Origin of the sequence: Halomonas maura, assembly GCF_030409305.1 — a bacterium.
Lineage (GTDB): Bacteria > Pseudomonadota > Gammaproteobacteria > Pseudomonadales > Halomonadaceae > Halomonas > Halomonas maura.
Window position 1 is genome coordinate 260,198 of the sequence record NZ_JAUFPQ010000009.1, and the last position, 21,445, is coordinate 281,642.

The window sequence follows — 21,445 nt, forward strand, 5'->3', positions numbered from 1 at the left end:
TTTGCGCCGCCGCCGCGCCGGCCTTGTAATGCCGCGCCGGCGCCCCCACTCCCTTGGTATTCCATTGATCGTTTGAGGAACGTCTGCGATGCAGCAGAACGCCGAACAGACCCTGAGTCTGCCCCTTTTGCCGCTGCGGGACGTGGTCGTCTACCCGCAGATGGTCATTCCGCTGTTCGTCGGTCGGGAGAAGTCCATCCAGGCGCTGGAAGCCGCCATGGAGGCCGACAAGCGCGTGCTGCTGGTGGCGCAACGCGAGGCCAGCAAGGACGATCCCGACAACGAGGACCTGTTCGCCATCGGCACCGTGGCTGAGATCATGCAGCTGCTCAAGCTGCCCGACGGCACGGTCAAGGTGCTGATCGAGGGCGAGTCCCGAGCCGATATCCGCGATATCCTGGCCGTCGATGACGGCTACAGCCGCGCCGAGGTGGTGCTGCGCGAGAGCGAGCCGCTGACCGAGCGCGAACAGGACGCCCTGGTCCGCGTGCTGCTCAACCAGTTCGAGCAGTACGTCAAGATGTCCAAGAAGGTGCCCAACGAGGTGCTCAACTCGCTGTCGGGCATCGAGGATCCCAGCCGCCTGGTCGACACCATCTGTGCGCACCTGTCGCTGAAGATCGACGACAAGCAGCAGTTGCTCGAGATGGACCGGGTGCGCGATCGCGTCGAGCACCTGATGGCGCTGATCGAGTCCGAGATCGACCTGCTGCAGGTGGAGAAGCGCATCCGCTCGCGGGTCAAGGACCAGATGGAGAAGTCCCAGCGCGAGTACTATCTCAACGAGCAGATGAAGGCCATCCAGAAGGAGATGGGCGAGCTCGAGAACGTGCCCAACGAGGCCGACAAGTACGAGCAGGCCATCGAGGAATCCGGCATGCCCAAGGAGGCGGCCGACAAGGCGAAGCAGGAGCTGGGCAAGCTGCGCATGATGTCGCCGTCCTCGGCCGAGGCCACGGTGGTGCGCTCCTACCTTGACTGGCTGGTCTCGGTGCCCTGGAAGAAGCGCACCCGGGTGCGCCATGACCTGGCCCATGCCCAGAAGGTCCTCGACGAGGATCACTACGGGCTCGAGGAGGTCAAGGAGCGCATCCTCGAGTACCTGGCCGTGCACAAGCGGGTCAAGAAGCTCAAGGGGCCGGTGCTGTGCCTGGTGGGGCCGCCCGGGGTGGGCAAGACCTCGCTGGGCCAGTCCATCGCCCGGGCCACCAACCGCAAGTACGTGCGCCTGGCGCTGGGCGGGGTGCGCGACGAGTCGGAGATCCGCGGCCATCGCCGTACCTACATCGGCTCGCTGCCCGGCAAGATGATCCAGCGCATGAGCAAGGCCGGGGTCAAGAACCCGCTGTTCCTGCTCGACGAGGTCGACAAGATCGGCATGGATCATCGTGGCGACCCGGCCTCGGCGCTGCTCGAGGTGCTCGACCCGGAGCAGAACGACACCTTCAGCGACCACTACCTGGAGCTGGACTACGACCTGTCCGAGACGCTGTTCATCTGCACCGCCAACTCGATGAACATTCCCGGGCCGCTGCTCGACCGCATGGAGGTCATCCGCCTGCCCGGCTATACCGAGGACGAGAAGCTGGCCATCGCCAAGCGCTACCTGGTGCCCAAGCAGCTCAAGGCCAATGGCTTCAAGGACGACGAGCTGTCCTTCGCCGACGACGCGCTGCTCGAGTTGATCCGCTACTATAGCCGCGAGGCCGGGGTCCGCGAGCTCGAGCGCCAGATCGCCAAGGTCTGCCGCAAGGTGCTGCGCGAGCGCCTGGAGGCGGAGGGCAAGGAGGGCGCCCAGGCCCCGGTCTGCCTGTCGGCGTCGCACATCGAGGACTATGCCGGGGTGCGCCGCTACAGCTATGGCCTGGCCGACCAGCAGGACCAGGTCGGCCGGGTGACCGGCCTGGCCTGGACCTCGGTGGGCGGCGAGCTGCTCAACATCGAGTCGGTGGTGACGCCCGGCAAGGGGCGCATCAACAAGACCGGCTCGCTGGGCGAGGTGATGAAGGAGTCGGTGAGCGCCGCCCAGACCGTGGTACGGGCCCGGGCGCCGTCCTTCGGCATCGACCCGGAGCGCTTCGAGAAGGAGGACCTGCACATCCACGTGCCCGAGGGCGCCACGCCCAAGGACGGTCCCAGCGCGGGCGTCGCCATGGTCACCGCCATTATCTCCGCCTACACGGGGCGCCCGGTGCGCTGTGACGTGGCGATGACCGGTGAGGTCAACCTGCGCGGCGAGGTGATGCCGATCGGTGGCCTCAAGGAGAAATTGCTGGCCGCCAGGCGGGGTGGTATAAAGACCGTGCTTATCCCGGAGGAGAATCGCCGCGACTTGAAGGAGGTGCCGGATAACATCAAGGAAGCCCTTGATATTCGGCCTGTTCGCTGGATCGATGAGGTGCTCGAGGTCGCCCTGGCCGAAGAATCGGACCAGAAAAGCGATGAAGCTCGCGCGGAAGATGTCGCCTCATCTCACTCGATGATCAGCACACACTGACGACATTTTTTGCCATGATGTCGGGGCAAGAACCCCGGCATCATGGGGATTGTCAGGGATGGTTGCTTGACAGGCCTTTTATCGCATTGCTATAAACTACCGCCATGCTGTGATCGCGTCAGTCAGCCGTAAGTCTCGCCGATTAGAGCCAATTTACGAAACAGTCAAGGGGTGAAGTGTGAACAAATCCGAGCTGATCGAAGCCATTGCCGCGTCTGCCGACATTCCCAAGGCAGCCGCTTCTCGTGCGCTGGATGCCATGGTGGAGTCCGTGGCCGACAGCCTGAAGAAGGGTGACAGCGTTTCCCTGGTGGGTTTCGGCACTTTCACCGTCAAGGAGCGTGCGGCCCGCACCGGTCGCAACCCGCAGACCGGTGAGCCGATCGAGATCAGCGCCGCCAAGGTGCCGAGCTTCAAGGCCGGCAAGGCGCTCAAGGATTCCGTCAACTGAGGCAGCGTCGCTTGCCCAGTCATTGACGACTGATCCAGACAGGCGCACCGCGGAAGCGGTGCGCCTGTTTTCGTTGATGGCCGCGCCCTGCGCCTCCGGGTCGTCCCTTCCATGGTCGCGGCCCCGACCCGGATGCGTATAATGTGGCGCGACCCGACACACTTGATCCGCAGAGGCCTGCATGCTGCAAAGTATTCGTGACCGCTCCACCAGTTGGGGTGCCAAGATCATCATCGGCGCCGTGGTCGTGACCATGGCGCTGTTCGGCGTGGAGTCGCTGGTCGGCCTGCTGGGCAGCGATGGGGAGTCGGTCGCCGAGGTAAATGGCGAGCCGATCACCCGCCAGCAGCTGGAGCGCGAGGTCCAGCGGGCCATCCGCAGCGGCCAGGTGCCGCCGGAGCAGGAACGCCAGCTGCGCGCCCAGATGCTCGATTCCCTGATCACCGACCGGCTGCTCACCCAGTACGCCGAGGAGGGCGGGCTGCACCTGTCCGAGACACAGCTCGACCAGCTCATCGTCGGCCTGCCGGAGTTCCAGGACGCCGAGGGTCGCTTCGACCGTGAGCTGTTCCGCAACCGCCTGGCCAGCGCCGGCTTCACGCCGCTGTCGTTCCGTCAGCAGCTGAGGGTCGACATGAAGCGTCGCCAGCTGCAGCAGGGCCTGGCCATGAGCGAGTTCAGCCTGGACAGCGAGCAGGCGCGGCTGGCGGCGTTGCAGCGCCAGACCCGCACCTTCCGCCACCATGCCCTGGTACCGTCCGACCTCGCCTCGGCGCCGGCGGTCAGCGAGGGCGAGCTGCGCGACTACTACGAGGCCAACGCCGAGGACTACCAGCGTCCCGAGCAGGTGCGCCTGGCCTATGTGGTGCTGGACCGCCAGCGCATGGCCGAGGACGTGGAGGTCGACGAGGCGGCCCTGCGCGAGGCCTGGCAGGCCGAGGCCGCCGATGCCGACCGCCGCGTCTCGCATATCATGGTGAGCTTCGGCAACGAGCGGACCCGCGACGAGGCCGTCACGCGTCTGGAGGAGGTCCAGGCGCGGCTGGCCGAGGGCGAGGCGTTCGCCGACCTGGCCGCCGAGGTCTCGGACGATGCCTCCACCAGCGATGCCGGCGGCGACCTGGGCGTGATCAGCCGCGGCTTCTTCGGCGAGGCCTTCGAGGAAGCGGCTTTCGCCCTGTCCGAGGGACAGGTCTCGGACATCGTCGAGACCGACAACGGCCTGCACCTGGTCAAGGTCACCGAGCTGGATCGCCCGTCCTTCGCGCAGGCACGGGAGCGCCTGGCCCGCCAGGCCGCCATGGAGCGCGTCGGCGATGCCTTCAACCAGCGGGCCCAGCGCCTGATCGACGAGAGCTTCGCGGCCGAGGACCTGGCCAGCGTGGCCGACGGCCTCGACCTCGAATTGCAGGAGAGCGACTGGATCGGCCGCGACGGGGCTCGGGGCGTGCTGGCCGAGCCCGGCGTCATGCGTCAGGCGTTCTCGCCGGACGTGCTGGAGGAGGGCTTCAACAGCGAGGTGATCGAGCTCGACGAGAATCGGCGCATGGTACTGCGCGTCCTCGATCATCGCGAGGCCACCACCCTGCCGCTCGAGGAGGTGCGCGAGCAGGTCGCCGAGGCCGTCGAGGCGCGCAAGACTCGCCAGGCCCTCGAGGCCAGGGCCGAGGAAATGCTCGCTTCCCTGCGCAACGGCGAGTCGCTGGACCTCGACTGGCAGCGTGAGGACGCGCTGAGCCGCCAGGCCGGCGGCGAGCTGGCCGAGCCGGTGATCGAGAGCGCCTTCCGCCTGCCGCATCCGGCCGACGGCGAGACCGTCTATGGTCACGCCGTGGATGGCCAGCGCGTGGTGCTGATCGCCCTGGAGCAGGTGACCGAGGGCGAGCCCGATGCACAGATCGAATCCTTCGTGGCGCGCATGGCCGAACAGCTGCGTTCCCAGGCGGCCATCACCGGCCTGCTGGATCACCTGCGCGACCAGGCCGAGATCCGACGGCCCTGAGGGCCGGCCTCGCCTGGCGCGAGAAAGGGGGCCGCGGCCCCCTTTTTCGTCCCGATGTATTATACCGTTATCTTCCTGGGCGCTCGGCACTCGCCGGGTCCCGGTACGCCGCCGGCTCCCGGGCCGGTTTCGTCCACCGCCCCGCTGGGAGGCATGGCATGACCCCGACACCCCTCGCCGACATTCCCGTCCACGTCGTCACCGGCTTCCTGGGCGGCGGCAAGAGTTCGCTGATTCGCCACTGGCTGGCCGACAAGCCCGCGGGCGAGCGCTGGGCGGTGCTGATCAACGAGTTCGGCCGGGTGGGCATCGACCAGGCCCTGCTGGCGGGGCGAGACGACGTGGTGGTCAAGGCGTTGCCGGGTGGCTGCCTGTGCTGCCAGCTGGCCGTGGTCCTGCAGGCGACGCTGGTCGAGCTGCTGCGCCGCGAGCGCCCGGATCGCCTGATCATCGAGCCCTCGGGGCTCGGCCATCCCGGTGGGCTGCTGGCGCTGCTGCGCGGCGAGGCCTTCGCCGAGTTGCTCAGGCTGCAGGAGGTCATCGCGGTGCTCGACCCGCGGCGTCTCGACGATCCCCGGGCCAGGGGCCACCAGACCTTCCGTGACCAGCTGACACTCGCCGACGGCGTCGCGCTGACCATGACCGACCTGTCCAGCCCGGCCCAGCTCGCCGCCGCCCGGCGCTGGATTGCCGATCTGGAGGGAGCGGCGGCCTGGATCGAGGAGGCGCCCCACGGGAGGCTGCCGGACGCCCGTCGGCCGGCGTCGGCCGGCCGCCACGGCGCGGGCATGGTCTACCGCCCGGCGGCGCACCGGGCCCTGCTCGCGGCGCCAGTGGGCGCGCGAGACAGCGCGCGCGCACCGACGCCGGGGGTGCCTGTCAGGGAGACGGGGAGGGCGCTCGGCCACGTCAGCCTGGGCTGGTGCTGGCATGCCGAGGACATCTTCTCGCGCCAGGCGCTGGAGACATGCCTGGCGGCGCTTCCCGCCGGGGTGCGGGTCAAGGGCGTCTTCCATGCCGCCGATGGCTGGTGGAGCTACAACCGCGTCGCGGGCGACGAACCCGCCGTACCCTGCGACTGGCGGCGTGACTCCCGTCTCGAGCTCATCGGCGTGCCCGGGACCCTGCCGGATGCCGAGGCGCTGGAGGCCGAGCTGGCCGCCTGTCGCGTGTGAGGATCGCGGCGTTAACCATGGGGGTGCGTCAGGGGCAGTCCGTCGCGAGGCGCGAGGGTGTCGGTCGTCGGGGCCGGGTCGGGCAGGCCGTGCTGGCGACAGGCGGCCGTCAGCGTGTTGTACAGCAGGCAGGCGATGGTCATGGGGCCGACGCCGCCCGGGACCGGGGTGAGCGCGCCGGCGACCCGGGAGACGCTGACGGCGTCCACGTCGCCCACCAGGCGCTTGCTGTCGTCATCGCCGAGGCGCGTGATGCCGACGTCGATCACGGTGGCGCCGGCCTTGACCCAGTCCCCCTGGACCAGCCCGGGCTGGCCGACCGCCGCCACCAGGATATCGCCCTGGCGGCAGACCTTGGCGGGATCGAGGGTCCGCGAGTGGGCCACGGTGACGGTGCAGTCTTCCCTCAGCAGCAGGCTCGCCAGGGGGCGCCCGACGATCCGCGAGCGGCCCAGCACCACCGCATGCTTGCCGGCAAGCTCGCCGAGATGCGACTTGAGCAGCCTGACGCAGCCCAGCGGGGTGCAGGGCGCTAGCCCCTCGCCCCCCGCGGCCAGCGCGCCGACGTTCATGGGGTGGAAGCCGTCCACGTCCTTGGCCGGGTCGATGGCGTGGATCACTGCCTCGGGGTCGATAGGCGCCGGCAGCGGTAGCTGGACCAGGATGCCGTGCACCTCGGGGTCGCGGTTGAGGCGCGCGATCCGCTCGAGCAGCGCCGCCTGGGAGGTGTCGGCCGGCAGGGCGTGCTCGAAGGAGCGCATGCCGACCTCCCGGGCATGCTGGCCCTTGCGCCGCACGTACACCTGGCTGGCCGGATCGTCGCCGACCAGGACCACCGCCAGGCCGGGGACGGGACCCCGCTGATCCGCGAGTCGCCGAATCTCGTCGGCCACCGTCTCGCGCAGTGCCCTGGCCTGGGCCTTGCCATCAATCCAAATCGCCATTGTGCTCCCGTGCGTCGTGATTGCCCTGAGTCGTGAGCCGAGTCCACGTTCAGGCTGAGAACTGTCCGCGCTCGCCCATCCGGCGTTAACGTCGGCGCGTGCGTGAGCCCGGTCAAAGGACCCGTTTGCACCGCGGAAACTCGCCAGCGAGCCCGGTCCGTCTTGTGACTCGCGACATCCATGTCGCTCGCGCTTCGAGCAGCGTCGCTGCTCTAATCGGCAGTCCTCGCCGATGTGTCGCCGATGTCTGCCTGGTGCCCCACAGGGAGGTGGGAAAGGCGTTGGCCCGCCGCGAGCGGGCCTGGCCCTGGCCAGCGCTCACCGACTTGTCAGACAAAGCTTAGGGCAGGCGCGTCGTGGCGGCGTTCCCCCGGCGACGCCGGCTATCGCCTCGGCGACGGTCGTCCTGCGCTATGTCATTGTCGCCCTGATGGATGTGGCGAGGCCTCAGGCTTCCTAGCCTAAGAGATAGCCCCGATGGGGCATAAGCATAGCGCAACGGCGAGGGCAGCCCATGTACCGCGTGCGTCGCTGGGTGGTCCGTCATGCCCGGGCCTTCGAGATCCTCTACGACGGCTTCGAGCCCGTCCTCAAGGTGTTCGCGCCGCTGGTGGCCCGACTGGGTCCGGAGCGGCTGGAACGGCCGGTCGCCGCGGTCGAGCGCACCGTCAAGGGTTTCCTGTTCGATTGCCGGATGTGCGGGCACTGCGTGCTCAGCGCCACCGGCATGGCCTGTCCCATGAACTGCCCCAAGCGGCTGCGCAATGGCCCCTGCGGCGGGGTGCGTTCCGACGGGGGCTGCGAGGTGATGCCCGAGATGCGCTGCGTCTGGGTCGAGGCCTGGGAGGGCAGTCGACGCATGCGCCACGGCGATCGCATCCAGGTGGTGCAGCTGCCGGTGGATGACGCCGAGCAGGGCCGCTCCTCCTGGCTCAAGGTGGTCCGCGGCGAACATGCCAGAGAGGTGGCGGGGGTTCATGAAGTTCGATGACGAGCCGGTTCCCGGCTATTCGCTGCCGATCCTGCCGGGACACGTCTCGCCGGGGCGCCTGGAACGCGTGCTGCGCGCCGGGCGCTTCGCGGTGACCACGGAGATCGACCCGCCGGACTCCGCCGACCCGGCGGAGGTGCTGCGCCGGGCGGCGATCTTCGACGGCTATGTCGACGCGATCAACGCCACCGATGGTTCCGGGGCCAACTGTCACATGTCCAGTGTCGGGGTCTGCTCGCTGCTGACCCGGGTGGGCTACGCCACCATCCTCCAGATGTCCTGTCGCGACCGCAACCGCATCGCCATGCAGGGCGAGATCCTGGGGGCCGCGGCCATGGGCGCCTGCAACCTGCTGTGCCTGACCGGGGACGGCGTCCAGGCCGGGGACCATCCCCAGGCCCGGCCGGTCTTCGACCTGGACGCCATGTCGCTGCTGGAGATCGCCCGACGCATGCGCGACGAGGGGCGCTTCGAGAGCGGCAGGGCGATCACCGACCCGCCGCGGATCTTCCTCGGGGCGGCGGAGAACCCCTTCGTGCCCCCGCAGGCCTGGCGGGCGCGTCGGCTGGCCAAGAAGGTGGCCGCCGGCGCCCGCTTCATCCAGACCCAGTACTGCTTCGATCCGCCGCGGCTGCGCGACTTCATGGCCGAGGTCGCGGACCTGGGCCTGCTCGAGGGTCCCGACCGCGCCTTCGTGGTAGTGGGCATGGGCCCGCTGGCCTCCGCGCGCAGCGCGCGCTGGATCCGGGAGCACGTCCCCGGGGTGCATATCCCCGATGCGGTGATCCGGCGGCTCGAGGGCGCCCGGGACCAGCGGGCCGAGGGCGAGCGGTTGTGCTGCGACATCCTCGCCGAGGTGCGCGAGATCGAGGGGGTGAGCGGCGCCCACATCATGGCCTACCGCCAGGAGCACACGGTGGCACGGATCATCGAGGAGACCGGGGTGCTCGAGGGGCGCGTGCCCTGGTACCCGGGGCGCGACAACCCCGCCGAGCTCAACCCCGAGGCGCCGGAGGCGGACCTGGACGTGGCCGCCTCCGGTACCGGCTAGCCAGTCGGCACCGAGCGCGACGGCGCCGTCAGGCGCTAGAGGGGCCCGAGGTCCTGAGGCATCCCCCACCGCCGCTGCGCGGCGGATCGCGCCATACCGTGCGTGCCCACAGCGACAGGCGCAGGGCGGATATGCCCGCGCCTCCGGCGTATCGATCCGGTGGCGGCGGGCCGTCATCGGGGGATGCGTCGACGCTTATCCCCCTGCTTCTCGGCCTTCCAGCGGGAAGTCGCGCAGCACCGGCGCCTGCCCCGGCGCGACCTCGATCTCCCAGCCCCGGTCCGGCTGCCAGTCGCCGAGCACGAGGCGCCGCGCCGGGCCGCCGTCGAGCTCCAGCGGATGGACGGCGGGGCGATGGGTGTGGCCATGGATCAGGGTCGACACGCCGTGCTGGCGCAGCGCGGTGAGCACCTCGTGCGGGGTGACGTCCATGATGTCCTCGGCCTTGTTGGAGTTGGAATCAAAGGACTGGTCGCGCAGCTGGCGTGCCAGGGCCAGTCGCTCGGGGATCGGCAGGGCGAGGATCTGCGCCTGCCACTGCGGGTCCCGGGCTCGGGCCCGGAAGGCCATGTAGGCCTCGTCGCGGGTGCACAGGCTGTCGCCGTGCATCAGCAGCACCCGCTCGTCGCCGAGGGTCACCACGCTGGGGTCGGGCAGCAGGCGTGCCCCGGCCTCGTCGGCGAAGCGTTCCCCGAGCAGGAAGTCGCGGTTGCCGTGCATCAGGTAGATGGCGGTGCCGTCGTCGGCGCGGGCCTTCAGGGCGTCGGCGACGCGCCGTGCCAGGGCGGCGCTGCCGGTCGGGTCGGCCTCGCCGAGGTCCAGCAGGTCGTCGCCGATCCAGGCCTCGAAGAAGTCGCCGAGGATGTACAGGGCCTCGGCGCCCCTGGCGCGGCGGGCGAGCCAGGCCAGGAAGCCCTCGGTGATGGCGGGGGCGCCGGGATGGAGGTGCAGGTCGGAAATCAGCAGGGTGGACATGGCGGCTCTTGCGGCGTCGGGGGAAAGCCAACGCACCCGCCGGGGCGGGTGCGTGAGATGCGTGGGCGACGAGGGCTCAGGCCTCGGCGTCGTCCTTGACGTAGGCGCGCTGGATGATCACGTCATCGGCGGGCACGTCGGCGTGCATGCCGCGGCGGGTCGTCGGCACGGCCTTGATGCGCTCGACCACCTCCATGCCCTCGACCACCTCGCCGAACACGCAGTAGCCCCAGCCCTGGATGTTCTTGCCGCGATGGTTGAGGAAGTCGTTGTCGGCGACGTTGATGAAGAACTGGGCACTGGCGGAGTGCGGGTCCTGGGTGCGAGCCATGGCCAGGGTGCCGGTGGCGTTGGCCAGGCCGTTGTCAGCCTCGTTCTCGATCGACTCGCGGGTCGGCTTCTGGTTGAAGTCGTGGTCGAAGCCGCCGCCCTGCACCATGAAACCGTCGATCACCCGGTGGAAGAGGGTGTTGTCGTAGAAGCCCTCGCGGACATATTGCTCGAAGTTGGCCGCCGTCTTCGGCGCCTTCTCGTGGTTGAGCGCGATGGTGATATCGCCGAAGTTGGTCTGCAAGATGATCATCACGGTTTCCTTTCGTTGTCGCCAGGGCCATCGCAGTGGGAGAGGAGCCGGGGCGCCGGGAACAGGCCGTAGAGGGGGCTGTTGCCAGGCAAGGCAAGAGTAGCGCCCATGGAGGGGGGCAGCAGCGCCCCTCGTAGACCTGTCGACGGGTCAGCCCCGGCCGGATCTTCACTACAACAGCCCTTGTCGTAAAGCGGGATGCCTTGGCGCCGTATGGGCACGTGGCGCTATAATAGCCCTTTTGCGTCGATGCGCGAAGCCGGGGCCCGAGGCGCCGGCGTCGCGGCGACAGGCCCGCGTTCAACCAGAGGTTGCCCTATCAACATGACCAGCGAGACCACCAGCGCGCCGAACTTCATTCGCAACCAGATTCGCGAGGAGGTCGAGGCCGGCCGCCAGGGGAAGATCGTCACCCGCTTCCCGCCGGAGCCCAATGGCTTCCTGCACATCGGCCACGCCAAGTCGATCTGTCTGAATTTCGGGCTCGCCGAGCAGTTCGGTGGCGACTGTCATCTGCGCTTCGACGACACCAACCCGGCGAAGGAAGAGCAGGCCTATATCGACGCCATCAAGGAGGATGTCAGCTGGCTGGGCTTCGCGTGGGCGGGGCCGGTGCGCTTCGCCTCCGACTACTTCGACCAGTTGTACGCCTGGGCGCAGCACCTGGTGCGCGAGGGCAAGGCCTATGTCGACGACCTCTCGCCCGAGGAGATGCGCGAGTACCGCGGTACCCTGACCGAGCCGGGCCGGCCGAGCCCGTACCGCGAGCGTGGCGTCGAGGAGAACCTCGACCTGCTGGAGCGCATGCGCGTCGGCGAGTTCGCCGAGGGCGAGAAGGTGCTGCGGGCCAGGATCGACATGGCCGCCCCCAACATCAACCTGCGCGATCCGATCCTCTACCGTATCCGCCATGCCCATCACCACCAGACCGGGGACAAGTGGAAGATCTACCCCTCCTATGACTTCACCCATGGCCAGTCGGATGCCATCGAGGGCGTGACCCACTCCATCTGTACCCTGGAGTTCGAGGATCACCGGCCGCTCTACGAGTGGTTCCTGGACAACCTGCCGGTGCCGGCCCGCCCGCGGCAGATCGAGTTCGCCCGGCTCAACCTCAACTACACCCTGACCTCCAAGCGCAAGCTCAAGCTGCTGGTGGACGAGGGCATCGTCGACGGCTGGGACGACCCGCGCATGCCGACCATCTCGGGAATGCGCCGCCGTGGCTACACCCCGGCCTCGATCCGCAAGTTCTGCGAGATGATCGGCGTGACCCGGGCCGACGGCGGCCTGGTGGACATCGCCATGCTGACCCACGCCCTGCGCTCCGACCTCGAGGACAATGCGCCGCGCGCCATGTGCGTGCTCAAGCCGCTCAAGGTGGTGCTGACCAACGTGGCCGAGGATCATGAGGAGGTCTACGAGGTGGCCGGCCACCCGGCCCGCGAGGACATGGGCACTCGCAGGATCCCCCTGACCCGGGAGCTCTACATCGACCAGGACGACTTCATGGAGGAGCCGCCGAAGAAGTTCTTCCGCCTGGCCCCGGGCAAGGAGGTGCGCCTGCGCAATGCCTACGTGATCCGCTGCGACGAGGTGGTCAAGGGCGCCGACGGCGAGGTCGAGGAGCTGCGCTGCGCGGTGGATTTCGACACCCTGGGCAAGAACCCCGAGGGTCGCAAGGTCAAGGGGGTGATCCACTGGGTCAGCGCCACCCATGGCGTGCCGGTGGAGGTGCGGCTCTACGACAACCTCTTCCAGGTCGAGCAGCCGGACAAGGACAGGGATGCCGACTTCCTCGAGCACCTGAATCCCGAGTCGCTGGTCACCGTGCAGGGGGTCGCCGAGCCGAGCCTGGCCGGCACGCCGCCGGAGCGTCGCTTCCAGTTCGAGCGGGTGGGCTACTTCTGTACCGACCGCCATGCCTCCACGTCCGACAAGCTGGTGTTCAACCGTACCGTGGGGCTCAAGGACACCTGGGCGAAGATCAAGAAGAAGGGCTGACATGCAGATCTACAACACGCTCACCCGGCGCAAGGAAACCTTCACGCCCATCGACTCGGGCAAGGTGCGCATGTACGTCTGCGGCATGACCGTCTACGACTACTGCCACCTGGGCCATGCCCGGGTGATGGTGGCCTTCGACGTCATCACCCGCTACCTGCGCTCGCGCGGCTATGCCGTCACCTATGTGCGCAACATCACCGATATCGATGACAAGATCCTCAAGCGGGCCGACGAGAACGGCGAGGCCATCGAGGCGCTCACCGATCGCATGATCGATGCCATGCATGAGGACGAGGGCCGTCTCGGCGTGCTGCGCCCTGACAGCGAGCCCCGCGCCACCCGGCATCTCGACGAGATCGTGCGCATGATCGATACGCTGATCGACAAGGGCTACGCCTACGCCGCGGCCAACGGCGACGTCTACTATCGGGTGCGCCGGTTCGAGGGCTACGGCAAGCTCAACAACCGCGACCCCGACGAGATGCGCTCCGGCGCCCGGGTCGACGTCGACGAGCACAAGGAAGACCCGCTGGACTTCGTGCTGTGGAAGGCGGCCAAGCCCGGCGAGGCCAACTGGCCGTCGCCATGGGGCGCCGGACGCCCCGGCTGGCATATCGAGTGCTCGGCGATGTCCACCTGCTGCCTGGGCGAGACCTTCGACATCCATGGCGGCGGGCCGGACCTGACCTTCCCCCACCACGAGAACGAGATCGCCCAGAGCGAGGCCGCCACCGGCAAGCCCTACGTCAACACCTGGATGCATGCCGGCGCGGTGCGGGTGGACCAGGAGAAGATGTCCAAGTCGCTGGGCAACTTCTTCACCATCCGCGAGGTGCTGGCGCACCATGACCCGGAGGTGGTGCGCTACCTGCTGGTCGCGAGCCACTACCGCAGCCCGATCAACTACGCACCGGAGTCGCTGGCCGACGCCCGCCGGTCGCTGGAACGCTTCTACAATGCCCTGGATGGCGTGGAGGTTCAGGCAGGCGACGTCGACGAGGGCTACGACGCGCGCTTTACCGCGGCCATGGACGACGACTTCAACACCGCCGAGGCGGTGTCGGTGCTGTTCGACCTGGCCCGGGAGCTCAATCGGGCCAAGAAGGAGGCGCCGGATCAGGCGCCGGCGCTGGCCGCCGAGCTCAGCCGGCTGGGCGAGGTGCTGGGCCTGCTGCAGCAGGCCCCGGCGAGCTTCCTCAAGGGCGGAGCCGGGGAGCTGCCGCTGCCCGAGGACGAGATCGAGGCGCGCATCGCCGCCCGGGCCGAGGCCAAGAAGGCCCGCGACTTCGCCCGGGCCGATGGCATCCGGAACGAGCTGGCCGCGCTCGGCATCGTGCTCAAGGACAGCCGCGAAGGCACCTCCTGGGTCCTCGAGGCGCCGGGCGACTGAGCCCATGTCGCGAAGGCGCGAGGGGGAGGGGCCGCTCGACCAGACGGTCGCCATCGAGCGCGACCGATGCGTTGGCAGGTCCCGCCGCGAAGACGAAACGCCCGGCGACTGCCGGGCGTTTTGGTGTCGGCCGCGAGGCCGACGCTGAGGGCGGGAGCCGGCCGGGTTCCCGGATAGCGTTGCAGCGGCTGCCCCTGGCTCAGTGACGTGACGCTTCCGGGGCTCGACGGGCTTCCGGCGAAGAGGGGGGCGGCCCTTCGTCGACGACGGCCATGGCCTCGTCCAGGCTCCTGGCGACCGCATTCCAGGGTAGCGGCGATCCGGCGAGGTGGCAGTGGTAGAGTGCATCGTCGTCGATTTCGACGCGATGGATGTCATTGCCCCGATTGTCCTGCCACCAGTCGGCATGGACATGCTGCCAGCGAGGGGCGAGCGAAGTTCCGATGTTCATGAGGACGTCCCTCCATTGACTACCCGCGCAGGGCGATAGCTCAGGGTGGTTTCCAGATCCGCAAGGGGGGTGCTTCCAGCCCGTGCCAGCGTGACTAGGCATCGAGCCTGCGCCTGGCGCTGGCCAGAGCCACAGGTCCCGGATCCTCGTGGGGGGCATGGCAGAGGCCGCCGACGTCCACGCCGTGATGAGGGCGGGGGCGTGTCCGGAAGAGTTGCCCGGTGTGAGTGGCGCGGCGTATCGGGCGCGCCCCGGGGAGGGGGCGTCTCTCAAAGGGTGCTGGGGCAATGGCAATACCTGGTGCATATTGCATCCCTCCGAACGGCTTGGTGGCCATGAAGAGCGACTCGCGGTCGCCGGTCCTCGGAGCGAGCGGGCCGGCCCTCCTTCGCTACCGCGCCGGCACCGCCCTCGGCCCTTGTCTTCCAGAGTAGTAGAAAAACGCTGTTTGTAAACACTGTTCTTTAACCTTGCCGCGGGCCTTTGGTCGATCGGCGGCGCGATGGGCCGCCATCGTCCTTCACGGCGGGTCAGCGGATGCCTCGGGTGCCGGGGGCAGGGGCATCTGGCGGGGCCAGCCGTGATCGACCACGAAGATCCGCCACCACTCCGCCGGCGCGCCCTTCCCGGGCAGGCGCAGGACGAGATGCACCGGCGCCCCGCCGCCGGCGAAGTGCAGGCGCAGGCAGTGCTCCAGCACCGACAGCGAGGTGAGGTGTTCCGGCAGCGGCAGGGCGAGCCAATGGGGCTTGCACAGCCAGGCCCCGCGAGTGCCCGCGGGGAGCGCCTCGTGGAGCCGCGGCCAGTCCCGCCAGTACAGCCATTCCCCGCGGTGATGGTCGGGGGTGGCGGCCCGCGGCGGGGGCAGGGAGGCATGCAAGGGGTAGAAGAGTACCCCGGGCATCGCCAGGCGCTGCCTGAGCTGGGGAACCGGCCCGCCCAGCCGCTCGGCCAGCGCCTGGCGGGCCGCCGGGGAGTGGGCCAGCGGCAGCTGGTGGCGCTCCAGGTGGGCGCGCTTGATGGCCAGGCTGTCGAGGCCCCCGGGGCCGATCCAGCGGGCCTGGTCGGTGTCGTCGCCGGGCCCCTCGGGCAGGCCCAGGTAGAACTTGATGGCCACCTCCAGGTGCACCGGGGTGGGGGCCTGTGCCTCGGCATAGACCAGGTCGAGCTCCCCCAGGGTGCGGCGCTCGCGGATCACCGGCAGGTTATGGGCCAACAGGCGGGTACCCGGTGCCGTGTCGAGCAGGAACTGCCACAGTCGTTCGTGGTAATGGCCCATGCGGCCCTTCAGGGTGTCGCCGATGAAGCGTTCGAGTGCGTCGGGCCGGGCCTCCAGGTGGGCCAGGTAGTCGCTCTGGGCGTCGTCGCCGCCCAGGCCCAGCTGGGCCGGTTCGGGGCGGCCGGGCCGGTCCAGGGCGAGCAGGTCCGGCGTCCGCAGTAGCCAGGCCAGGTCGCGTACCAGCGGGTGATGCCAGCGGTCGATGATATCGTGAAGCCCGTCAGGCGGCATGCGCTCTGGTTCCTGGCGTTGAGATGTTGTTCTGACAGCCAAGCTGTGCAGGCCTTACACTCAGGATACATTCGATACGGAAGTGGGTGGTAATCATGAAGCCTGTACTGACGCGTCTCGCCGCCGTCGCGGCCGGCACCCTGATGACCCTTGCCGCGGCCCAGGCCCAGGAGCCGGTGGTGGTCGCCTCGAAGATCGATACCGAGGGCTCGGTGCTGGGGCAGCTGATCCTGCAGCGCCTGGAAGCCGGCGGGATCGAGGTCGAGAACCGCCTGCAGCTCGGCGGCACCAGCATCGTGCGCGGCGCGCTCACCGCCGGTGAGATCGACCTCTACCCCGAGTACACCGGCAACGGCGCCTTCTTCTTCGACATGGCCGACAGCCCGGTGTGGAAGGACGCCGAGCAGGCCTACGAGACCGTCAGCCAGAAGGACCGGGAGCAGAACGGCCTGGTGTGGCTGACCCCGGCGGATGCCAACAACACCTGGGCGATCAGCGTGCGCGGCGAGCTGGCCCGGGAGCACGACCTGCAGAGCCTCGAGGACCTCGCCAGCTACCTCGGCGACGGGGGCGAATTCAAGCTTGCCGCCAGCGCCGAGTTCGTGGAGTCGCCCCAGGCCCTGCCGGCCTTCCAGGAGGCCTATGGCTTCGCGCTGTCCGAGCCGCAGCTGCTGGTGCTCTCCGGCGGCAACACCGCCGCCACCATGCGCGCCGCCGCCCAGCAGACCAGCGGCGTCAACGCCGCCATGACCTACGGCACCGACGGCGGCCTCAAGGCCCTGGACCTGGTGGTGATGGACGACACCCTGGGCGTGCAGCCGGTCTACCAGCCGGCCCCGGTGGTCAGGCAGGCCGTGCTCGAGGCCCATCCGGCGATCGAGACCCTGCTGGCCCCGGTCTTCGCGGCCCTGGATCGCGAGACCCTGCAGCGCCTCAACGGTGACGTCGCCGTCAACGGGCGCGATCCGGCCCGGGTCGCCGCCGACTTCCTCGCCACCCTGGACGAGTGAGGCCCGGGGTGCGCCGGGAACCGACACGCCCCAACCTCGTCCTCGCCAGCCTGTTGCTGGCCACCCTGGTCGCCTGGAGCGGCCTGGATGCCGTGAGCGTCGCGCCCAATCGCATCGTGCCCGGCAGTGGAGTCGCCGCCTGGGAGGTCGCCGGTCCTGCCGGCCTGGTGGTGAGCCTGCTGCCCCTGCTGGTCGGACTCTGGCTGGCCGGTCGGCCCACGCCGGGTAGGCTGCGGCTGTCGCTGGGGCTGGTGGTGGCGATGCTGGCCGCCTTGCCCGCCTGGCTGGCGCTGGCCGCGGTTAACCGGGTCGACCCCGAGCTGCCCCAGGCCCGCATGGGCATCGGCGCCGGGGTCTGGGTCACGCTGTTCCTGCTGCTGCTGGCGGTGATCGAGCTGCGCAGCCGGCTGGTGCTGTCGCGGCCGCAGGGCTGGGCGCTGTTGCTGGTGCCGCTGGCGAGCCTGGCGACCTGCCTGGCGCTGTGGCTCGAGCCCCTGGCCCTGCGCCAGGAATACCTCGGGCGCAGCGACCAGTTCCTCGGTGCCATCGGCGAGCACCTGCTGCTGGTCGGCGTGGCGGTGACGGTGAGCCTGATGCTGGGCGTCGCGCTGGCCCTGGCCATGCGTCACTGGCCCGGCGTCCAGAGGGTCGGCTTCGGCGTGCTCAACTTTCTGCAGACGATCCCCAGCCTGGCGCTGTTCGGCCTGCTGCTGGCGCCGCTCGCCTGGCTGGCCGCCAACGTCGAGTGGCTGGCGGCCATGGGCGTCAGCGGCATCGGCTGGGCGCCGGCGCTGCTGGCGCTGGTGGGCTACAGCCTGTTGCCGATGGTGCGCAACACCTTCGTCGCCCTGGACGAGGTCGATCCCGGGGTGATCGAGGCGGCCCGCGGCATGGGCATGAGCCGTGGCCAGGTGTTCCGCCAGGTGCGCCTGCCGCTGGCGCTGCCGGTGATCCTCGAGGGCATCCGCATCACCTCGGTGCAGGCCATCGGGCTGACCGCGGTGGCCGCACTGATCGGTGCCGGTGGCCTCGGCACCTTCATCTTCCAGGGGCTGGGCCAGGCGGCGATGGACCTGGTGCTGCTGGGCGCCTTGCCGATCCTGGTGATGGCCCTGCTCGCCGATGCCCTGCTCGGCGCCCTGACCGACCTGCTGCGCCCGGGAGGGGCCAGATGATCGAGCTGATCCACGTGACCAAGCGCTTCGGGGCCGAGACCGCGGTGGAGGACATCTCGTTGTCCGTGGCCCGGGGCGAGTTGTGCGTGCTGGTGGGCACCTCCGGCTGCGGCAAGTCGACGACCCTGCGCATGATCAATCGCCTGATCGAGCACAGCGAGGGCGAGATCCATATCGATGGCCAGCAGATCCGCGCCTTCCGCGAGGAGGCCCTGCGCCGGCGCATGGGCTACGCGATCCAGAGTACCGGCCTGTTCCCGCACTGGACGGTGGAGCGCAACATCGGCCTGGTGCCGCGGCTGCTCAAGTGGCCGGCGGGGCGGGTGCGCGAGCGGGTGGAGGAACTGCTGACCCTGCTGGGCCTCGCCGTGGACGAGTTCGCCGACAAGTACCCGAGTCAGCTCTCCGGCGGCCAGGCCCAGCGGGTCGGGGTGGCCCGGGCGCTGGCCGCGGATCCCGATATCCTGCTGATGGACGAGCCCTTCGGCGCCCTGGACCCGATCACCCGGGAAACCCTGCAGGAAGAGCTGCGGGCCCTGCAGGCCCGGCTGCACAAGACCATCGTCTTCGTCACCCACGACATGGACGAGGCCCTGCGCCTGGCCGACCGCCTGGTGGTCATGCACCAGGGGCGCATCCGCCAGCAGGGTCACGCGCTGGAACTGCTCCGCGAGCCCGCCGATGATTTCGTCGCCTCGCTGCTCGGCGGCGAGGACCGGGGCCTCAAGGAGGCGGCCCTGCTGCCGGTGAGCGAGCGGATGCTGCCGCTGGATCCCCGGCACCTGGCCCGGGAGCGGGTGGGCCAGCACGCCACCCTGCGCGAGGCGCTGTCGATCATGCTATGGCGCCATGCCGAGCGGCTGACCGTGGTCGACGACGACGATAGGCCCATCGGCGAGCTGTCACTGCGACGGCTGGTGGGGGCTCGGGGCCATGACTAGGGGGCTGGCGAGGCGCGGCGGTGCGAGAGCGGGGCGCCGCTGGCTGGCGCCCGCCCTCTGGCTGGCGCTGTTGCTGGGGGCCTGCCTGGGCATGGCGCGGCTCGAGGGGCTGTTCCGCCTGGTCGAGCCCGACAGTCGAGCCGTCATCTATGCGCGCGCCGACTTCCTCGTGCTGCTCGGGCGCCACCTGCTGGTGGTCGGCGTGGCGGCGCTGCTGGCGATCCTGGTGGGCGTCGGGGCCGCGGTGGCCGTGACCCGCCGTGCCGGACGCGACTTCCTGCCGCTGGTGGCCCAGCTGGCCTCGATCGGCCAGACCTTCCCGCCGGTGGCGGTGCTGGCGCTGGCCGTGCCGGTGCTCGGCTTCGGCACCCTGCCGATCATCGTGGCGCTGGTGCTCTACGGCCTGCTGCCCATCGTGCGCAATACCCTGGCCGGGATCGAGGGCATCGACCCCGGCGTGCGCGAGGCGGCCAGGGGCATGGGCATGACCGGGGGGCAACGGCTGCGCCAGGTCGAGCTGCCCCTGGCGGCGCCGGTGATCCTCGCCGGCATTCGCACCTCGGTGACCATCAATATCGCCACCGCGGCCATCGGCGCCACGGTGGGCGCCAGCAACCTCGGCGACCCGATCATCTCGGGCATCGTCAACGGCAATACCGCCTATGTCCTCCAGGGCGCGGTGCTGATCGGCCTGCTGGCGCTCGCCGTCGACAGCCTCTTCGCATGCCTGCAACCTCGCGCCGTTCGCTGACCCGGTCGGGGTTATACCGTTATCTTCCGGGATCCCGGGCAAACGCGGGGAGTCGCTGTCGTGGGTCGTCTACGCCGCAGGCGCCTCCGCCAAGGCGGAGGCACGCTGGCCGGAGTCGTCGGAGGCGCTCGCCGGCTCACTGCTCCTACCCTCGCCGCTGGCGGGCCACGGCAGGGGCAGGGAAGACGTCCGTGGGGACTGTTCAGGAGGGGAAGTTTACGTTAACGTCAATGATGCTGCGTTGATCGGCGCCGGGGCCATCCCCTGGCGATCCGAAAGAATAGAGACAACACTGCCCTCAAAAGGGGTAAGGATCATGACGATGACCACAACGCGAGATACCCACGCGCCGGATTTCCTGGCCGGGGACGAGTTCAGCATCCCCACCTACCGGGTCCTCTCCCAGGAGGGCCGCCTCTTCGAGGGCGCCGAGGCGCCGGAGCTCGACCGCGACCAGGCACGGCGCATCTATCACGCGATGATCGCCACCCGGGTGCTCGACGAGCGCATGATGGCGGCCCAGCGCCAGGGGCGCCTGTCCTTCTACATGCAGTGCACCGGGGAGGAAGCCTCGGTGATCGGGGCCACCGCCGCCCTGGACGACGCCGACATGATCATGGCCCAGTACCGCGAGCAGGGCGCCCTGGTCTATCGCGGCTTCAGCTTCGACGAGTTCATGAACCAGCTGTTCGGCAACGAACTCGACTACGGCAAGGGCCGCCAGATGCCGATCCACTACGGCTCGCGCAAGCTGCACTACATGACCATCTCCTCGCCGCTCGCCACCCAGATTCCCCAGGCCACGGGCTACGCCTATGGCCAGAAGCTGGCCGGGGGCGGCCAGTGCACCATCGTCTTCTTCGGCGAGGGGGCCGCCTCCGAGGGCGACTTCCATGCCGCCCTGAACATGGCGGCGGTGCACGAGGTGCCGGTGATCTTCTTCTGTCGCAACAACGGCTATGCCATCTCCACGCCCTCCATCGAACAGTTCGCCGCCGATGGCGTGGCGCCGCGGGCCTTCGGCTACCGCATGCACGTGATCCGCGTCGACGGCAATGACATCCTGGCGGTCTACCGGGCCACCCAGGAGGCCCGGCGCATCGCCGTGGAGCACAACAAGCCGGTGCTGATCGAGGCGATGACCTATCGCCTGGCGGCCCACTCGTCCTCGGACGACCCCTCCGGCTATCGCTCCCGCAAGGAAGAGGAGGCCTGGCGCGAGAAGGACCCCATCCTGCGCATGCGGCGCTGGATGGACGGCCAGGGCTGGTGGGACGACGAGGAGGAGAAGGCCCTCCAGGAGAGCCTGCGCCGCGAGGTCCTGGAGACCATGAAGCGCGCCGAGAAGCGCCCGCCGCCGCCCCTGGACAGCCTGGTCACCGACGTCTACGCCGACGTCACGCCGGCCCTGCAGCACCAGCTCGACGCCCTCAAGGCGCATATCCGCCGCTACCCGGATGCCTATCCCCGGGGCGCCCGCTCCCTGGATCCCGGACTGAGCCAGGGCGACGACGCGGCATCCGACAAGGGAGGGGCCTGAG

At 69.4% G+C, this 21,445-nt stretch carries 18 protein-coding genes; 13 read left to right on the forward strand and 5 right to left on the reverse strand.

The window, feature by feature from the left end:
• Window positions 1-88: 88 nt before the first annotated feature.
• From lon to QWY76_RS03280, 4 genes are all read left to right on the forward strand, one after another.
• The gene (gene lon / locus QWY76_RS03265; RefSeq protein ID WP_290309672.1) at window positions 89-2,497 is read left to right on the forward strand and encodes an endopeptidase La; all 2,409 of its coding nucleotides are present in this window, start codon (window positions 89-91) and stop codon (window positions 2,495-2,497) included.
• A gap of 178 nt (window positions 2,498-2,675) precedes the next feature.
• Window positions 2,676-2,948 (forward strand): HU family DNA-binding protein, encoded by a 273-nt coding sequence (locus QWY76_RS03270; protein ID WP_290309673.1) that lies wholly within the window; start codon window positions 2,676-2,678, stop codon window positions 2,946-2,948.
• A gap of 181 nt (window positions 2,949-3,129) precedes the next feature.
• The gene (locus QWY76_RS03275; RefSeq protein ID WP_290309674.1) at window positions 3,130-4,950 is read left to right on the forward strand and encodes a SurA N-terminal domain-containing protein; all 1,821 of its coding nucleotides are present in this window, start codon (window positions 3,130-3,132) and stop codon (window positions 4,948-4,950) included.
• A gap of 158 nt (window positions 4,951-5,108) precedes the next feature.
• On the forward strand, window positions 5,109-6,125 hold the full coding sequence (locus tag QWY76_RS03280; RefSeq protein WP_290309675.1) for a CobW family GTP-binding protein: 1,017 nt from the start codon (window positions 5,109-5,111) through the stop codon (window positions 6,123-6,125).
• Between the two features lie 11 nt (window positions 6,126-6,136).
• Here the strand turns inward: QWY76_RS03280 and folD are convergent, their stop codons facing one another.
• Window positions 6,137-7,069, reverse strand: a complete 933-nt coding sequence (folD, locus tag QWY76_RS03285; RefSeq protein ID WP_290309676.1) for a bifunctional methylenetetrahydrofolate dehydrogenase/methenyltetrahydrofolate cyclohydrolase FolD — start codon at window positions 7,067-7,069, stop codon at window positions 6,137-6,139.
• Window positions 7,070-7,583: 514 nt separating this feature from the next.
• Between folD and QWY76_RS03290 the strand changes: the two genes are divergently transcribed.
• Window positions 7,584-8,060, forward strand: a complete 477-nt coding sequence (locus tag QWY76_RS03290) for a methylenetetrahydrofolate reductase C-terminal domain-containing protein (RefSeq protein ID WP_290309677.1) — start codon at window positions 7,584-7,586, stop codon at window positions 8,058-8,060.
• Entirely contained in the window at window positions 8,047-9,111 is a 1,065-nt protein-coding gene (locus tag QWY76_RS03295) for a methylenetetrahydrofolate reductase (protein WP_290309678.1), read from the forward strand. The genes QWY76_RS03290 and QWY76_RS03295 overlap by 14 nt, the downstream gene beginning before the upstream one ends.
• A 195-nt stretch (window positions 9,112-9,306) precedes the next feature.
• On the opposite strand, the gene QWY76_RS03300 is transcribed toward QWY76_RS03295, so the two are convergent.
• A complete protein-coding gene (locus QWY76_RS03300; RefSeq protein WP_290309679.1) occupies window positions 9,307-10,086 on the reverse strand; it encodes a UDP-2,3-diacylglucosamine diphosphatase in 780 nt (259 codons plus the stop codon).
• Between the two features lie 76 nt (window positions 10,087-10,162).
• A complete protein-coding gene (locus QWY76_RS03305) occupies window positions 10,163-10,669 on the reverse strand; it encodes a peptidylprolyl isomerase (RefSeq protein WP_290309680.1) in 507 nt (168 codons plus the stop codon).
• Window positions 10,670-10,993: 324 nt separating this feature from the next.
• Between QWY76_RS03305 and QWY76_RS03310 the strand changes: the two genes are divergently transcribed.
• Window positions 10,994-12,673: a glutamine--tRNA ligase/YqeY domain fusion protein gene (locus QWY76_RS03310; RefSeq protein WP_290309681.1), complete on the forward strand. Its 1,680-nt coding sequence runs from the start codon at window positions 10,994-10,996 to the stop codon at window positions 12,671-12,673.
• Between the two features lies 1 nt (window position 12,674).
• Window positions 12,675-14,066, forward strand: coding sequence for a cysteine--tRNA ligase (gene cysS, locus QWY76_RS03315; RefSeq protein ID WP_290309682.1), 1,392 nt, complete (start codon window positions 12,675-12,677; stop codon window positions 14,064-14,066).
• Window positions 14,067-14,265: 199 nt separating this feature from the next.
• Here the strand turns inward: cysS and QWY76_RS03320 are convergent, their stop codons facing one another.
• The gene (locus tag QWY76_RS03320; RefSeq protein WP_290309683.1) at window positions 14,266-14,517 is read right to left on the reverse strand and encodes a hypothetical protein; all 252 of its coding nucleotides are present in this window, start codon (window positions 14,515-14,517) and stop codon (window positions 14,266-14,268) included.
• A 520-nt stretch (window positions 14,518-15,037) separates the two neighbouring features.
• Window positions 15,038-16,027: a DUF1853 family protein gene (locus tag QWY76_RS03325; RefSeq protein ID WP_290309684.1), complete on the reverse strand. Its 990-nt coding sequence runs from the start codon at window positions 16,025-16,027 to the stop codon at window positions 15,038-15,040.
• A gap of 95 nt (window positions 16,028-16,122) precedes the next feature.
• Here QWY76_RS03325 and osmF point away from each other — a divergent pair, with 95 nt between their 5' ends.
• The 5 genes from osmF to QWY76_RS03350 all read left to right on the forward strand — a co-directional run bounded on the left by osmF (window position 16,123) and on the right by QWY76_RS03350 (window position 21,444).
• Window positions 16,123-17,037: a glycine betaine ABC transporter substrate-binding protein OsmF gene (gene osmF / locus QWY76_RS03330; RefSeq protein ID WP_290309685.1), complete on the forward strand. Its 915-nt coding sequence runs from the start codon at window positions 16,123-16,125 to the stop codon at window positions 17,035-17,037.
• An 8-nt stretch (window positions 17,038-17,045) separates the two neighbouring features.
• Complete coding sequence (locus QWY76_RS03335; protein WP_290309686.1) at window positions 17,046-18,212, forward strand: ABC transporter permease; 1,167 nt, start codon at window positions 17,046-17,048, stop codon at window positions 18,210-18,212.
• On the forward strand, window positions 18,209-19,153 hold the full coding sequence (locus QWY76_RS03340) for an ABC transporter ATP-binding protein (protein WP_290309687.1): 945 nt from the start codon (window positions 18,209-18,211) through the stop codon (window positions 19,151-19,153). Before QWY76_RS03335 ends, QWY76_RS03340 begins: the two co-directional genes overlap by 4 nt.
• The gene (locus QWY76_RS03345; RefSeq protein WP_290309688.1) at window positions 19,146-19,904 is read left to right on the forward strand and encodes an ABC transporter permease; all 759 of its coding nucleotides are present in this window, start codon (window positions 19,146-19,148) and stop codon (window positions 19,902-19,904) included. The genes QWY76_RS03340 and QWY76_RS03345 overlap by 8 nt, the downstream gene beginning before the upstream one ends.
• A 316-nt stretch (window positions 19,905-20,220) precedes the next feature.
• Window positions 20,221-21,444 carry a thiamine pyrophosphate-dependent dehydrogenase E1 component subunit alpha gene (locus QWY76_RS03350; RefSeq protein ID WP_290309689.1) on the forward strand — a complete coding sequence of 408 codons (1,224 nt, stop codon included), beginning with the start codon at window positions 20,221-20,223 and terminating at the stop codon, window positions 21,442-21,444.
• Window position 21,445 lies beyond the last annotated feature (1 nt).